The sequence below is a fragment of the Enterobacter sp. SM3 genome (genome assembly GCF_009811935.2).
In the GTDB taxonomy this organism is placed as follows: domain Bacteria; phylum Pseudomonadota; class Gammaproteobacteria; order Enterobacterales; family Enterobacteriaceae; genus Enterobacter; species Enterobacter asburiae_D.
Genome location: NZ_CP099971.1, coordinates 2,867,450 through 2,882,800, shown reverse-complemented (window position 1 = coordinate 2,882,800; position 15,351 = coordinate 2,867,450). Strand labels below are relative to the sequence as shown.

General features: G+C 55.7%; 16 protein-coding genes and 1 pseudogene. 7 read left to right on the top strand and 10 right to left on the bottom strand.

All coding sequences use genetic code 11. From position 1 onward, the window contains the following. Window positions 1-179 precede the first annotated feature (179 nt). From GVO84_RS13555 to rlmA, 4 genes and pseudogenes are all read left to right on the top strand, one after another. Window positions 180-324: pseudogene (locus tag GVO84_RS13555) on the top strand (DUF2627 domain-containing protein). 13 nt (window positions 325-337) lie between these two features. Beyond that, window positions 338-547 carry a transcription antiterminator/RNA stability regulator CspE gene (gene cspE / locus GVO84_RS13550; RefSeq protein ID WP_001062678.1) on the top strand — a complete coding sequence of 70 codons (210 nt, stop codon included), beginning with the start codon at window positions 338-340 and terminating at the stop codon, window positions 545-547. A gap of 219 nt (window positions 548-766) precedes the next feature. After that, the gene (gene ftsI, locus GVO84_RS13545; protein WP_159514417.1) at window positions 767-2,485 is read left to right on the top strand and encodes a peptidoglycan glycosyltransferase FtsI; all 1,719 of its coding nucleotides are present in this window, start codon (window positions 767-769) and stop codon (window positions 2,483-2,485) included. A 65-nt stretch (window positions 2,486-2,550) separates the two neighbouring features. Next, the gene (rlmA, locus tag GVO84_RS13540; protein WP_159514416.1) at window positions 2,551-3,366 is read left to right on the top strand and encodes a 23S rRNA (guanine(745)-N(1))-methyltransferase; all 816 of its coding nucleotides are present in this window, start codon (window positions 2,551-2,553) and stop codon (window positions 3,364-3,366) included. Here the strand turns inward: rlmA and mntP are convergent. The 5 genes from mntP to manX form a co-directional block, all read right to left on the bottom strand. Then, window positions 3,363-3,929: a manganese efflux pump MntP gene (mntP, locus tag GVO84_RS13535; RefSeq protein WP_032642447.1), complete on the bottom strand. Its 567-nt coding sequence runs from the start codon at window positions 3,927-3,929 to the stop codon at window positions 3,363-3,365. The genes rlmA and mntP overlap by 4 nt on opposite strands. Before the next feature lie 398 nt (window positions 3,930-4,327). Beyond that, window positions 4,328-4,786: a DUF986 family protein gene (locus GVO84_RS13530; protein WP_054829575.1), complete on the bottom strand. Its 459-nt coding sequence runs from the start codon at window positions 4,784-4,786 to the stop codon at window positions 4,328-4,330. Window positions 4,787-4,841: 55 nt separating this feature from the next. Next, window positions 4,842-5,693, bottom strand: a complete 852-nt coding sequence (locus GVO84_RS13525; protein WP_006810994.1) for a PTS mannose transporter subunit IID — start codon at window positions 5,691-5,693, stop codon at window positions 4,842-4,844. 12 nt (window positions 5,694-5,705) lie between these two features. Beyond that, window positions 5,706-6,506 (bottom strand): PTS mannose transporter subunit IIC, encoded by an 801-nt coding sequence (gene manY / locus GVO84_RS13520; RefSeq protein WP_008500490.1) that lies wholly within the window; start codon window positions 6,504-6,506, stop codon window positions 5,706-5,708. A 46-nt stretch (window positions 6,507-6,552) separates the two neighbouring features. Further along, window positions 6,553-7,518, bottom strand: coding sequence for a PTS mannose transporter subunit IIAB (manX, locus tag GVO84_RS13515; RefSeq protein ID WP_032658500.1), 966 nt, complete (start codon window positions 7,516-7,518; stop codon window positions 6,553-6,555). Between the two features lie 266 nt (window positions 7,519-7,784). Between manX and GVO84_RS13510 the strand changes: the two genes are divergently transcribed. Next, window positions 7,785-7,994, top strand: coding sequence for a protein YoaL (locus GVO84_RS13510; protein ID WP_423257739.1), 210 nt, complete (start codon window positions 7,785-7,787; stop codon window positions 7,992-7,994). Next, window positions 7,982-9,541 (top strand): CNNM family cation transport protein YoaE, encoded by a 1,560-nt coding sequence (gene yoaE, locus GVO84_RS13505; RefSeq protein WP_159514415.1) that lies wholly within the window; start codon window positions 7,982-7,984, stop codon window positions 9,539-9,541. Before GVO84_RS13510 ends, yoaE begins: the two co-directional genes overlap by 13 nt. 6 nt (window positions 9,542-9,547) lie before the next feature. Here the strand turns inward: yoaE and GVO84_RS13500 are convergent, their stop codons facing one another. The 4 genes from GVO84_RS13500 to pabB form a co-directional block, all read right to left on the bottom strand. Next, window positions 9,548-11,146 carry an EAL domain-containing protein gene (locus tag GVO84_RS13500; protein ID WP_159514414.1) on the bottom strand — a complete coding sequence of 533 codons (1,599 nt, stop codon included), beginning with the start codon at window positions 11,144-11,146 and terminating at the stop codon, window positions 9,548-9,550. A gap of 130 nt (window positions 11,147-11,276) precedes the next feature. Continuing rightward, window positions 11,277-12,641 carry an L-serine ammonia-lyase gene (gene sdaA, locus GVO84_RS13495; RefSeq protein ID WP_023336071.1) on the bottom strand — a complete coding sequence of 455 codons (1,365 nt, stop codon included), beginning with the start codon at window positions 12,639-12,641 and terminating at the stop codon, window positions 11,277-11,279. 185 nt (window positions 12,642-12,826) lie between these two features. Next, complete coding sequence (locus GVO84_RS13490; protein WP_159514413.1) at window positions 12,827-13,405, bottom strand: CoA pyrophosphatase; 579 nt, start codon at window positions 13,403-13,405, stop codon at window positions 12,827-12,829. Between the two features lie 6 nt (window positions 13,406-13,411). Further along, window positions 13,412-14,737, bottom strand: a complete 1,326-nt coding sequence (gene pabB / locus GVO84_RS13485; RefSeq protein WP_159515648.1) for an aminodeoxychorismate synthase component 1 — start codon at window positions 14,735-14,737, stop codon at window positions 13,412-13,414. A 61-nt stretch (window positions 14,738-14,798) separates the two neighbouring features. Here pabB and GVO84_RS13480 point away from each other — a divergent pair, with 61 nt between their 5' ends. Then, window positions 14,799-14,990: a YoaH family protein gene (locus GVO84_RS13480; RefSeq protein ID WP_033145823.1), complete on the top strand. Its 192-nt coding sequence runs from the start codon at window positions 14,799-14,801 to the stop codon at window positions 14,988-14,990. A 6-nt stretch (window positions 14,991-14,996) separates the two neighbouring features. Here GVO84_RS13480 and GVO84_RS13475 read toward each other — a convergent pair whose 3' ends face one another. Next, a complete protein-coding gene (locus GVO84_RS13475) occupies window positions 14,997-15,341 on the bottom strand; it encodes a RidA family protein (protein ID WP_008500498.1) in 345 nt (114 codons plus the stop codon). Between the last annotated feature and the right edge of the window lie 10 nt (window positions 15,342-15,351).

Below are 15,351 nucleotides of genomic sequence, written 5' to 3'. Positions count from 1 at the left end.
CAACGCCGGGTCTTTGTTACGCAGCAGAGCTGTCTGTACGTGATGCGCATAATTGTGCAAAACCTGACAGGCACTGTTCGAATTTGTGCGGCGGATCGAGACATGTTTAAAAATGGCTTGCCATATTAAACATAGTGTGTGATAACACGTTTTGGGTCAAACGAGGTACAGTTCTGTTTATGTGTGGCATTTTCAGTAAAGAAGTCCTGAGTAAACACGTTGTCGTTGAATACCGCTTCTCTGCCGAACCTTATATTAGTGCCTCATGCAGTAATGTCTCAGTTTTATCTCAGTTAATGCCTGCGGGCTAAGAAAACACTCTAAGGAATTTTGCAAAATGGCAAAGATTAAAGGTCAAGTTAAGTGGTTCAACGAGTCTAAAGGTTTTGGTTTCATTACTCCTGCTGACGGCAGCAAAGACGTGTTCGTACACTTCTCTGCAATCCAGGGTAACGGCTTCAAAACTCTGGCTGAAGGCCAGAACGTTGAGTTCGAAATTCAGGACGGCCAGAAAGGCCCAGCTGCAGTTAACGTAACTGCTATCTGATCGAACCGCTGCTGACTGAAGCGCTTAGCACTTCAATCTCAGACATAAAGCCTCGCATAACGCGGGGCTTTTTTATGCCCCTTATCTTTCAAAATATTACTATTCGCGGTCTTGTTAGTAACTTGTTGCAAAGCTGCGAGGTTAGTAGCACTGTTTTGCCACCCTAAACCCATTTTTTCCCGTTAAATCAGGGCGTTGTTTTACAGTCCCGGGGTTCAGGTGAAGAAGAAATTGATAACGACCGCTGGCAATTTCACGCCAGCGCGTTTTGTGCTGCTCTGTTTAGCTATTTTTTGTAGTCTGGCTTTTTTGCTGGGCCGCGTTGCCTGGCTGCAAATCATCAAGCCTGACAATCTGGTGAAGCAGGAAGATATGCGCTCCCTCCGCCAGCTGGCGATTGATGCGCCGCGCGGCATGATAGTGGATCGCGAAGGTCGCCCCCTGGCGGTGAGCGTGCCTGTCCGGGCCGTGTGGGCCGATCCTAAAACGGTGCTGGCAAAAGGAGGCGTTGGCGTTGACGAGCGCTGGCAGGCGTTGGCAAATGCGCTGCATCTCTCCCTGGACACACTCTCGGCGCGAATCAACGCCAACCCGCAGGGCCGTTTTATTTATCTTGCCCGTCAGGTCGATCCTGCACAGGCAAAGTGGATCGATAAGCTCAATCTGCCCGGCATCAATTTACGCGATGAATCCCGCCGTTTTTATCCTGCCGGCCATGTGGCAGCGAACCTGATTGGCTTCACCAATATTGACGGGCAGGGCATTGAAGGCGTGGAAAAAAGCTTTAACGCGCAGCTGACAGGCAAGGCGGGTGTGCGACAGGTAAGGGAAGACCGCTACGGACGCGTGGTTGAAAACCTGACGGAAGTGGCGCCCGCTCCGGCGCATAACATCCAGTTAAGTATCGACGAGCGTCTGCAAACCATCACCGAAGATGCGCTCGATAATGCCGTGGCCTGGAACAAGGCCGAGTCTGGGGCATCGGTGCTAATTAATATCCCAACCGGGGAAATCCTCGCCATGGCGAGCTATCCGGATTTCAACCCCAATAACCGGGAAGGCGCGACGATAAACGATTTTCGCAACCGTGCGATCAGCGATACGTTTGAACCGGGTTCCACGGTCAAGCCGCTGGTGCTGATGACGGCCCTGCAGCAGGGGCTGGTCCAGCCGGACAGCGTGATTGACACGCACCCGTATACTCTTGACGGGCATCGTATCCGCGATGTGGGCTACTATCCTGAACTGACAATGACCGGGATCCTGCAAAAATCGAGCGACACCGGCGTGTCCCGACTGTCCCTGGCAATGCCTGTCCAGCATCTTATTGATACCTATCGAAACTTTGGTTTTGGCACGAATACGGGGCTTGGCTTAACGGGGGAGAGCGCGGGACTGCTGCCCCAGCGTAAATACTGGAGCCAGCTCGACCGCGCGACCTTTGCCTTCGGCTACGGGCTGATGGTGACGCCGCTCCAGCTGGCGCACGTCTACGCCACTATTGGCGGCTTCGGGCTTGAGCGACCTCTCTCGATTACGCGTATCGATCCACCCGTTATTGGGCACCGCGTCATGCCGGAAGAGATTGCGCACGAGGTGGAGCACATGATGGAGAGCGTTGCGCTGCCCGGCGGCGGCGGGGTTAAGGCTGCTGTGCGTGATTACCGGGTGGCGGTGAAAACCGGTACGGCGAAGAAAATTGACGACAGCGGGAAGTACGTCGATAAATACGTCGCCTATACGGCCGGCGTTGCGCCTGCCAGCGATCCGCGCTTTGCCCTGGTGGTGGTCATTAACGATCCGCAAAATGGCGCCTACTACGGCGGTGCCGTTTCCGCGCCTGTCTTCAGCGAGATTATGGGCAACGTGCTGCGTCTGGAGAATGTGAAACCTGACGGGTTACCGGCGGGTTCCGATCACCTTATCGTTATGCGTTAACCGGGCGTTTATAACCAGGGCGAATAGCGGTACACTTCGCCCTTTGATTATGCTCCGGAGTCACCATGTCCTTCAGTTGTCCCCTTTGCCACGCCCCCCTGACGCATTCAGATAAAAGTTATACCTGTCCGCAGGGGCATCAGTTTGATATGGCAAAAGAAGGCTACGTGAATCTTCTGCCGGTGCAGCATAAGCGCTCCCGCGATCCTGGCGACAGTGCAGAGATGATGCAGGCGCGTCGCGCTTTTCTGGATGCCGGGCACTATCTGCCGCTGCGGGAGACCGTCGCGCAGATGCTGAATGACATTCTGCCGGATTCTGCCACCGCCATGCTCGATATTGGCTGCGGGGAAGGGTACTACACCGCACGGTTTGCCGGGATTGCCCGTGACAAGGGCGCGCTGACATTCGGTCTGGACGTGTCGAAAGTGGCCATTCGCGCGGCGGCAAAGCGTTACGCGGACGTGACGTTCTGCGTGGCATCCAGCCACCGGCTGCCGTTTGACGATGCCAGCATGGACGCTGTTATCCGCATTTACGCGCCCTGCAAGGCGGAAGAGCTGGCTCGCGTGGTGAAGCCGGGCGGATGGGTCGTCACCGTGACGCCGGGCCCGCGTCATCTGATGGAGCTGAAAGGCCTGATCTACGACGAAGTGCGTCTCCATGCCCCTCATTCTGAACAGCTGGCCGGTTTTAGCCTGAAGCAGGAGCAAAGCGTGGCGTATGAAATGACGCTGAAAGGGGAAGAGGCCACCGCGTTGCTGCAGATGACGCCGTTCGCGTGGCGGGCAAAACCGGAAGTATGGGAAGCGCTAGCTGCACACTCAACATTTCGCTGCCAGACGGATTTCAGTATCCACGTCTGGCAGCGCGAAGATTAACCGGCGAAGTGTGCCCAGAGGATCTGGGCACCAATGCCAATCAACACAATTCCCCCCAGGATCTCGGCGCGTTTACCCAGCAGCGGGCCGATAAACCGTCCAACCATCATGCCCAGCGTGGACATAATCAGCGTTGCGCAGCCGATGGCCAGCGCGGTGGCGATAATATTGACCTGAAGGAATGCCAGACCGACGCCGACGGCCATCGCATCAAGGCTGGTGGCAATGGCCGTGGTGACCAGCAGCCAGAACCCGTGGCGATGCTGCGGCTCCTCGTCTTCTTCATCGCCGCCGCGAAAACCTTCAATCACCATTCGGCCACCGAGAAAGACCAGCAGGACGAACGCAATCCAGTGGTTCCACTCCAGCACGAACTGGCTGGCGAGCATGCCAAGACCCCAGCCGATAAGCGGCGTCAGCGTTTCGATAGCACCGAAAATCAGGCCGGTACGCAGGGCTTCTGAGAACTTAGGTTTATGGAGCGTGGCGCCTTTTCCGATGGAAGCAGCAAACGCGTCCATGGACATGCCAAAAGCGAGGAGGATCGTAGCGGAGATATTCATAACAGCGTCCAGACCGGGGATATCCATATGACACATCACTGCCCCCAGTAAACAGCAGTTGATGTATCTATGGTCTCGCCTGATCGCGCCGCACATAAGATGTGCTGTCAGCGAACCGTACGCGCCACGTTTTTCAACGAGTATGTTGACACGTACATTTCCTGCGAGCAGGAAATCGGCTACTCCCCAACGACGGGCGCAACCTTAACATATTTTGAGAATATAAAACAACAATGAAGAGGCATTATTTAAAATGCTTATTGATAACGATTTTCATTTGTCTTTAAGCGTGAAGATATCGTTAACAAATAGAGATCAAATTAACGAAGGGGATATAGCTTTGGCTATATTTCTTGCGCACGATAAACGCAATATATAGCCATTGCTATATATATAACTCATTGAGTTTTAACGAGTAAATTGTATATCTTTTCCAGGTCGTCAATATTCTTCACCCGAACAAGCAGGCGGCGTTGTTCTAATTGCATTACCAGCACACCGTCTTCGGATAAATTCATCTCTTTAATACGGTTATATTCTATCCACACATTGGCGAAGAAAAACCCGCGGGATTTAAAAATGATTTTCGGCGTGCGGATCCAGAACAGATAAACAGCCATTAATGCCAGCGCACATAATAACCATGTGGTTAATATTGCACCATGCCCGGTGACGTTATTGTAAATAAGAATAGCGATGAGACCCGCGAAGATAAACGCATCCACGCGCCCGCGTCGCAGAAGGGGAAGGGAGAGCAGCGTCTCGCCGTGACGGCGGGGCATGATGAACTCGTCATAGATCGCGTAAGCCAGAAGGGCAGCAATAAATAAAACCAGTACGATGTCCGTGACAGTCATTCATCCTCCAGATAAAAAAAACCGGGGGCAAGCCCCCGGCCTATAGCATTGAAACTTACAGACCCAGCAGGCCGACAGCGTAGCCCGCGATACCGATGACGAAGAAGCCAACGATAATCCACAGCGGGTTCACTTTCTTACGCAGCAGCCACATGCAGGCGAAGGTCAACAGCAGCGGTACCAGTCCAGGCATCAGCTGGTCCAGAATCGTCTGCACGGTGGTGACGCGCGTCTGACCATCCTGCCCGGTGATGGTCGAGACCACCAGCGGGATGTTCACGTGCGTCCACTTGTTAACCAGCGCCCCCATGACAAACAGGCCGAGGATAGACGCCCCCTCAGTCAGTTTCTGCAGGAAGCCGCCGCCCATGTCCTTAACGATATCCACCCCTTTACGGTAGCCGTAGGCCACACCGTAGTAGCGGGTCAGCAGGCGCACGGCGTTGAACAGGATGAAGAACAGCAGCGGGCCAAGCAGGCTGCCGCTCATCGCGATACCGGCACCCAGCGCCGCGAAGACCGGACGCACGGTACCCCAGAAGATTGGGTCACCGACACCGGCCAGCGGACCCATCAGGCCGACTTTGATACCGTTGATGGCACCATCGTCAATTTCTGCGCCGTTCGCACGCTGTTCTTCCATCGCCAGCGTTACGCCCAGTACGGGGGCCGCAACGTAAGGATGGGTGTTAAAGAATTCCAGGTGACGCTTGATCGCCTGACGGCGCGCTTCGTTGTTTTCCGGGTACAGGCGTTTGATCGCCGGTACCATGGAGAAGCAGAAGCCCAGCGCCTGCATACGTTCGAAGTTCCATGAACCCTGAAACAGGTTAGAACGGATGAACACGCCACGAATATCACCCGGAGTGAGTTTTTTCTCGGTGGTAGTTTTTGTCATATCAACCATTTCGCTCACCTGTTAGTCCAGTTCGTTATCGAGATCGTTGTTACCAGCAGCCTGCGCTGGGGCACCCGCGACGCGGTTGTATTTCGGGCTGAGCTGGATGTAGAGGATCGCCATCACCGCACCAATCACGCCCAGTGCAACCAGGTTGAAGTTGGTGAAGGCAGCGGTCACGAAGCCGAGGTAGAAGAACGGCATCAGGTAGCCTGCGCGCATCATGTTGATGACCATCGCATAACCGACCACCACGATCATACCGCCCGCGATGTTCAGACCGCCGGTGACCACTTCTGGAATGGCGTTCAGCATGCTCTGGACTTCACTGGTACCGACGGAGATCGCCACGATAACCGCCGGGATCGCGATGCGCATCGCCTGCAGGAACAGGGATGAAACGTGGATCCACGACAGGGCCGTGAGGTTGCCGTTTTCGGCCGCCTTATCCGCCGCGTGCTGGAAGGCAACGGTGATAGTACGAACGATGATGGTCAGAACCTGGCCTGCGGCTGCCAGCGGGATCGCCAGGGCGATACCGGCACCAATACTCTGGTGACCAGCAATAACCAGAACGGTCGAAATGATAGAGGCCAGCGCGGCATCGGGCGCAACCGCCGCGCCGATGTTCATCCAGCCCAGGGCGATCATTTCCAGGGTACCACCGATGATGATACCGGTTTTCATGTCACCCAGAACGGCCCCAATCAGCGTACAGGCCACCAGAGGGCGGTGGAACTGAAATTCATCAAGTACGGATTCCATACCCGCAATACATGCGACGACGAACACCAGCACAATCTGAAGAGTGGTAATCTCCATTGCACTTCTCCTATTACATAAGCTTTATGTGAGAACCGGCGCGGGCTTATTTCCCAACTTTGCCGATCAAATCCATCATTTTCAGTTTTTGATCCGTAGAAACCTTACGGGCTTCCAGCTCAATACCGCGTGCATTCAGCTTGTTGAATGCCTCGATATCTTTCGCATCGACTGAAATGGCGTTGTTGACCTGCGTTTTGCCCTGACGGAATGCCATACCACCAATGTTCACGGAGGTGATTTTCACGCCGCCTTCAACAATGCGCTCAACGTCTGTCGGGTTAGTGAACAGGAGCATCACGCGTTCACCCGCGTATTTCGGGTTGTTGTACACGCGGATCATCTTGGCGACATCCACGACGTGCGCGGTAACGCCAGGAGGAGCAACCTGAGTCAGAAGGGTTTTACGTACGGTATCGGCGGCCACTTCGTCGCTGACCACGATAATGCGTCGAACGTTGGTCTCTTTGGTCCAGCGCGTGGCAACCTGGCCGTGGATTAAGCGGTCATCAATACGCGCAAGGCCGATAACCATGTAATCGTTCGGGCCCATCGGTTTTGCTGGTGCTGCCGCTTTTGGTGCCGCAGCAGGCGCAGGGGCGGGTTTTTCAACCGGCTGCGCTTTCAGGGCTTTTACCCCTTCGCGACCGGTTTCAACGGCCAGTGCCACCAGCTCATCAAACGCCGGATTGTCGTCGCGCGCCATGAAGGTTTCCACCAGCATGGGAATATTCACCCCGGCGACAACTTCATAGTGCTCTTTATCGACGACAATGCGGCTGGCGGCATTGAACGGGCTGCCGCCCCATGTATCAACGAGAAACAGCACGCCTTTGCTGGTATCCAGCTTCGCGAGTTGAGCGTTGTACTTCTCTATCAGCGTCTCGGCGTTTTCACCGGGAACGAAATCGATCCAGCCGACGTTTTCCTGCTCGCCCAACAGCATCTCTGCCGTTTTGAGTAGCTGCTCAGCAGCCCAACCATGTGTGCCTATGACAATAGCAATGGTCACTTGCTACCTCCTTTTATTATCATTAATACGCCTGCCAGGCAGTCGTACTGAGAATCGTATTGGCGAACCGAATCGATTCAGATAAGGGTTAGAGTTCAAAAAAACTAAGACTTCCGCGAATTATTTTAGATAGTGAAAAAATAATTTATGTGATGAAGATCCGTAATTTAGCCACGCGTTACAGATTTATCTGTAGAGTAAAGCCGCTGTGTTACAGAACTTTGCAAAGGAACGTAAATCTTTGCTAAAAACACATTGTCTCTGATATGTTTAGCCTCCGTTTAATCGTTCAGGAGTATGGGGCTACAGCCCACTATATGGACCGTCACCGACGTCAGTCATCTTCCAGGCCATTTCGCGCCTTATTCACCGGCGATCCTCGCCACGTATCGACTCTGTTTACCTCTGTTTTGCCCACGTTGAGTGGGGCACCGTTTCGTCATTCCTTTAGCAGGAGCTTGTCATGGAATTCTTAATGGACCCGTCAATCTGGGTGGGATTGCTCACGCTGGTGGTGCTCGAGATTGTTCTCGGCATTGATAACCTGGTGTTTATCGCCATCCTTGCGGACAAACTGCCGCCAAAACAGCGTGATAAAGCGCGCCTGATTGGTCTCTCGCTGGCGCTGGTCATGCGACTGGGGCTGCTCTCCGTCATCTCCTGGATGGTCACGCTGACCAAACCGCTGTTCTCCGTCATGGATTACACCTTCTCCGGGCGTGATTTAATCATGCTGATCGGGGGGATATTCCTGCTTTTCAAAGCGACGACAGAGCTACATGAGCGGCTGGAAAACCGCCAGCACGATGACGGGCACGGTAAAGGCTATGCCAGCTTCTGGGTGGTAGTGCTGCAGATCGTGGTGCTTGATGCGGTCTTCTCGCTGGATGCGGTGATCACGGCGGTCGGCATGGTGAATCATCTGCCGGTAATGATGGCGGCTGTCGTTATTGCGATGGCGGTAATGCTGCTGGCCTCGAAGCCGCTTACGCGCTTCGTCAACCAGCATCCGACGGTGGTCGTGCTGTGTCTGAGCTTCCTGCTGATGATTGGCCTGAGCCTGGTGGCGGAAGGTTTTGGCTTCCATATTCCGAAAGGCTACCTGTACGCCGCGATTGGCTTCTCGATCCTGATTGAGCTGTTCAACCAGATTGCGCGCCGTAACTTTATTAAGCAGCAGTCGAATCAGCCGCTGCGCGCCCGTACCGCAGATGCCATTCTGCGCCTGATGGGCGGTCGTCGTCAGGTGAACGTCCAGTCTGACTCCGACAACCATAATCCGGTTCCGGTCCCGGAAGGGGCGTTTGTGGAACAAGAGCGCTACATGATCAACGGCGTGCTCTCCCTGGCCTCCCGTTCGCTGCGCGGCATCATGACGCCGCGCGGGGAAATCAGCTGGGTCGATGCTAACCTGAGCGTGGATGAAATTCGCCAGCAGCTGCTCTCTTCACCGCACAGCCTGTTCCCGGTGTGTCGCGGTGAGCTGGATGAGATCATCGGCGTTGTGCGGGCGAAAGAGATGCTGGTGGCACTGGAAGAGGGCGTTAACGTGGAAGCTGTTGCTGCCGCGTCGCCTGCGATTGTCGTGCCGGAAACGTTGGATCCTATCAACCTGCTCGGCGTGCTGCGTCGCGCTCGCGGTAGCTTTGTTATCGTCACCAACGAGTTTGGCGTGGTGCAGGGGTTGGTTACGCCGCTGGACGTGCTGGAAGCGATTGCCGGTGAATTCCCGGATGCCGACGAAACGCCAGAGATCGTAGCCGACGGTGAAGGCTGGCTGGTTAAAGGTACCACCGACCTACACGCGCTCTCGCACACGCTGGGGCTGGAAAACGTGATCAACGATGAAGAAGACATCGCGACCGTTGCCGGTCTGGTGATCGCCGTTAACGGGCAAATCCCACGCGTAGGCGATGTGATCGAGCTTGCGCCGCTGCACATTACGATCGTTGAAGCCAACGACTATCGCGTTGATATGGTTCGTATTGTTAAAGAACAATCAACCCACGATGAAGATGAATAAGCCGGCTTAGCGCAGCGGCATTAAGGGCACGATGTGCCCGTTATGATGCGCTGGCGGGGGCGCGCTTCCCGCCAGCCACTTCGGAAAATCCCGTAGCGGCATGGGCCGCGCATAGAAAAAGCCCTGCAGAACAGGTACGCCATGGCGGCGTAAGTAACGCGCCTGCTCCTCTGTCTCGACCCCCTCAGCAACCAGTTCAATATTCAGCCGCTGACCTAGCGCAATAATCATATCCGTCACCGTCGAGTTCACGGCGTCGGTACCGATGGCGGTGGTAAACGACTGGTCAATTTTCAGCACGTCCGGGTGGAGCTTTTCAAGCCAGGAGAGGGAGCTGTTCCCGGTTCCAAAATCGTCGATGGCCAGCTTCACCCCTTTGCGATGCAGCTCGCGTACGATGCGATAATCCGCATCCAGCAGCGCATCCCGTTCCGTGAGTTCAATCACCAGCTGCTGGCGCGGACTTGCGCTGAACCAGAGGCGGTTCAGGTCCTGTATCAACATCGCGTGACGGAAATGGCTGGCGGCAACGTTAATACCGATGTGAAAACCGGCGTTGGAAGGGAAGTAGCCTATCTGGCGCACCGTTTCGGCGATGACGTAGCGGGTCAGGGGGACTATCTGGTTATGTTCTTCTGCCAGCGGGATAAACACCTCCGGGGTGATCCAACCCTGACGCGGATTATTCCAGCGCAGCAGGATCTCCACGCCGGTGCACGCCTGGGTACGGGCATTCACCAGCGGCTGGCAGAAAAGCTCAAACTCCCGCGCCGCAATGCCCATATCAATCTCCCACGTGAAGCTCATCCGGTTTGCCGTTGCCAGCCAGGCGAGATAGCCCAGCAGCAGGCTGAGCATCAGCCCCAGCGGCAGCTGGGCTGGCAGGCTTTTTAAGGCTAACTCTCCAGGGCCTGGCCCGCTGACCGTAATGGTGAAAGGATTTCGGGTCGATGACTGCCGGAAAAGAGAGCCCTCCTCATCAAAGGTCAGGCTGTCGCTGACGCGTTGTCCATAGCGCAGAAAGCGATCGCCCACGGTCAGCGCCACGTCATTAATAAGCGGGCGCTGGGGCTCGAGGATCATTTTGGCGATCAGATCGATATTGATGATTTCGATAACGCCAGCTTCACCGTCCTGAGAGACGGGATACCACTGGACCAATATCGGGCTATCTTTAAGCAGCCACTGATCGGTCGATAAAATCAGCTTCGCCGTGCTGGCGGGGAGTTCTTTCAGGAAGTCGCGAACGGGCACGTTGCGGCTCCCGAAAATACTTGAGCAATACAGGATACCCTCGTTAATCAGGGCGATGGAGCGTACCGTCTGCAAAATGGCGGCCTGCTTTCGCAGCGCCAGGTGCGCCTGCGGACAGGGCTGCCCCACCAGGGGCTGCAGCACGCTGCGGCGGTTCTCTAAAGAAAGCAGGACGTTATCAAGGGCGCGAACGGTGTGGCTGGTAAAATCGAGGATCCGCTGTTGGTTAACATTGCGCTGTGAAATAAAGCGAATGCCTAACGTCAGGATGAGCGTGAGGAGCGCAACCGTGACACAGACGATAACGCGTTTTCGGCGATAGTTTTTAATGATCGTTTGTGCAGTTTGCATGAACGGTCGCCTGATAAGCCACCAGCCACAAAAGCCGGACGCAGCAGTAAAAGTGTAGTGGGGAAAGCAGAAGGAGACGAGAAAGAAGAGGGAAATTCGCCCATCCGTTGCAGATGGGCGAAAGGCAGTATTAGTCGCACTGCACCTTAATGGCCAGGCCACCGCGGGACGTCTCGCGGTATTTCGCGTTCATGTCCTTGCCGGTTTCGTACATGGTTTCAATCACCTTATCCAGCGATACGCGAGGTTCGCTGGTACGGCGCATCGCCATGCGTGAGGCGTTGATGGCTTTCACCGATGCAATCGCGTTACGCTCGATGCACGGCACCTGCACCTGGCCCGCGACCGGGTCACAGGTCAGACCGAGGTTATGTTCCATACCGATTTCCGCCGCCACGCAGACCTGCTCAGGGCTTGCGCCCAGCAGCTCTGCCAGACCGGCCGCCGCCATGGAGCAGGCAACGCCCACTTCACCCTGACAGCCCACTTCCGCACCGGAGATGGAGGCGTTCATTTTGTACAGCGCACCAATGGCACCTGCCGCCAGGAAATAACGGATATAGATGTCCGGCGTCACGGGCTCAATAAAGTGATCGTAGTAGGCCAGCACTGCCGGAACGATGCCGCAGGCACCGTTGGTTGGCGCCGTCACAACGCGGCCACCGGCGGCGTTCTCTTCGTTAACCGCCAGGGCAAACATGTTTACCCAGTCGACCACGTTCATCGGGTCGTTGGAGAACTTGTCCGTGGTCACCAGCATACGGCGCAGGGCGGAGGCACGACGCGGTACGCGCAGTGGACCCGGCAGAACGCCTTCGGTGTTCATCCCGCGATCGATACAGGCGCGCATGGTTTGCCAGACGTTCGCAAAATAGTCTTCAATCTCTTTTTTGCTGTGCAGGGCCAGTTCGTTCTGCATCACCATACCGGACAGGGAAAGACCGGTCTCTTTGCAGTAGCCCAGCATTTCGGTAGCCGATTTGAACGGGTACGGTACGTTGACGTCGCCGACGCTGTCTTTGCCAAAATGCTCTTCATCCACGATGAAGCCACCGCCGATGGAGTAGTACGTTTTGCTGTAAATCTCTTTTTCACCGCTATAAGCGTGAATGGTCATGCCGTTTTCGTGCAGCGGCAGGTTGTCGCTGCGGAAACGCATGCCGTCATCCTGCGGGAAATCGACTTCCTGCTGGCCGTTTGCCAGCAGCAGGCGGCCGCGTGTTTCCACGTCGCGGATGAATGCCGGGATGGCATCAATATCAACGGTATCCGGCATATTGCCTGCCAGACCCATAATAATGGCGATATCGGTGTGGTGGCCTTTACCCGTTAATGACAGCGAGCCGTAAACATCCACGGCGACACGGGTAACGCTTTCCAGTAATCCTTTTTCGACCAGATCATCGACGAACTGTTTACCGGCCTTCATCGGGCCAACAGTATGGGAAGACGAAGGGCCAATTCCCACTTTGAACATGTCGAATATACTAATCACTTTCACACTCCTGACAGGGTTACCGGGGTTCCAGTAACGATGTTATAACTGCGCATAGTGTAAGAGGGAACACCGACCTCGGCTTAACTATTCACATGAATTAAACTAATGGTTAACGATGGGTTTTGCTAATAGCGCGACGCAGATCGCAAACCTGGCAGAAGAGGGCGGAATGTAAAGTATAGTCAAGGTTTCAGGCCGATCTGCAGCGCCAGTTCACGAATGATGCCCGCCGTCATGCCCCAGACAAAATAATGCTGATACCAGGACAACCAGACCCGATGGTCATGCCCGCGACGCTGAATATCCAGCGGATGATAGCGGCTTAGCCGGAGCGCCTCTTCAAGCGGCATTTCAAACACCGCAGAGACTTCATCGACGCTGGCGTGATACTGCAGGCCCGGCGGGATAATGCCCACCACCGGCGTGACCTGAAAACCGGTAACGCTGTCGACGGGCGGCAGCACGCCGATGACCTCAACGGCCTCCGGCGGAATGGCAACCTCTTCCTGCGCTTCCCGCAGCGCGGCGGCAATCAGCGAGGCGTCGGAGCTGTCTACTGCGCCACCCGGAAAGGCGACCTGACCCGCGTGCTTACGTAAATGGGGAGAACGCTGGGTGAGCAGCAGGCCCGGCTGCGTGCGACGCACGACCGGGATCAGCACTGCCGCCTGTCGCTGATTCATCGCCTCGCGGTTGACCTGCGGTCGTAATAACTGAAAGCGAGATAAAAAGTCATCCAGCGTCAGGTTCTCTTTTTCCACCCGTGATTACTCCAGTTGTTTCAGGATACGGTTAACTTTATCAAAGGTTTCCTGATATTCCGCATCGACCTGACTATCGGCAACAATGCCGCCCCCTGCCGAACAGTAAAGGTTTCCGTCGCAGGCAGTCAGCGTGCGAATGGTAATGCTGGTATCCAGCGTGCCGCACAGGCTGATATAGCCGATGCTGCCGCACCAGGCGTTGCGGCGCTGCGGCTCCAGCTCATCAATGATCTCCATCGCCCGCACCTTTGGCGCTCCGGTGATGGAGCCGCCCGGGAACGCGGCGCGGAGCAGATCGCAGGCGGTGCGAGAGGTAGGGAGACGCGCGATAATGGTACTGACCAGGTGATGCACCGCCGGGAAAGGCTCGACGATAAACAGTTCCGGCACGCGCACGCTGCCCGGTTCGGCGACGCGGCCAATGTCGTTACGCATCAGATCGACAATCATCAGGTTCTCGGCGCGGTCTTTCGGCGAGGCGGCCAGCTTTTCCGCCTGCCGGCGATCGGCGTCGGGATCGGCAAGACGCGGCAGGGTGCCTTTAATCGGACGGGTTTGGATCGTACCCTCGGCCAGATGAATAAAGCGCTCCGGAGACAGGCTGAGTATGGCCCCCTGTTCCAGACGGACAAACGCGCTGAACGGCGCCTTATTGCTGGCATTTAGGCGGGTAAACGCCTGCCACTCATCTCCCCGGTATGTCGCCTGGAAGCGCTGGGCGAGGTTAACCTGGTAGCAGTCACCGCTTTGCAGATACGCCTGAACGCGCGCGAATTTTTCGGCATACTCCGCTGCGCTCATATTTGAGCGCCAGCCGGAGGTCAGCGTGAACGTCTGTGCCGGGGCAGGCTGCTGTGCCTCAAGCCACGCCAGACGCGCCTGCACGTCACGATGGCTCAGCAGGGAAACCGTTTTTTTCTGGTGATCAACGATTAACGCCCAGTCGTACAGCCCCACGGCCATGTCTGGCAGGGAAATATCAGCCTGCGCATGCTCCGGCAGCGTTTCGAAACGGCGGCCCAGGTCATAACCAAACAGGCCCAGCGCGCCCCCCTGAAAGGGGAGGTCCGGGTTCGGCGTGGCAGATAAGCCCAGCGCGTTAATGGCCTGCTGAAGCTGCACCAGCGGGTCGTCCGTTAACGACAGGTCATCGGTTGTCAGCGTCTTTAGCGGATCGGCTACCAGAATATCGAAGCGGCTATAGGGATGGTCCGCATGGCCGGAATGCAGCAGCATCGCAAACGGAAGATGGCTCAGGCGGGCAAACCAGAATTCAGCGGCGTCTGTACGCCAGGGCAAGGTAATAACAGTGGGGAAGCGCATGTTCATGTGTGGCATACTACCGGGCAGCGTGAAATAATTAGCGCGAATAATTTAGCAGGAGTTGACGATGTTTGCAGGTTTACCTTCTCTGAGCCATGAACAGCAGCAGAAAGCGGTTGAGCGAATTCAGGAACTGATGTCCCAGGGGATGAGCAGCGGACAGGCGATTACGGTTGTCGCCGAGGAGATTCGCGCCAGTCATTCCGGCGAGCGGATTGTGGCGCGATTCGAAGATGAAGATGAAGATCCAGAAGAGTAATCGGGCTTACACCGCCGCGATAATCTTGATCTCAACCTTATACTCCGGTTTCATCAGCGTGGCCTGTACGGTGCAGCGTACAGGCGCGTGACCCGCCACTACCCATGCATCCCAGGCTTTGTTCATCGCCGCGAAATCGTCTTTGTTTGCCAGGAAAATCGTCGCATCCAGAATGCGGGATTTGTCGCTGCCCTGTTTTTCCAGCACCGCATCAATCTGCGCCAGGGTGTTAGCCGTCTGCTCGAACGCATCCGCGTCCAGGTTAGCCGGTACGCCGGTGTAGTAGAGCGTCTGGTTATGGATCACTACATCAGACCAGCGGGCTTCGGCATCAATGCGCACAATTGTCATAAACGTTTCC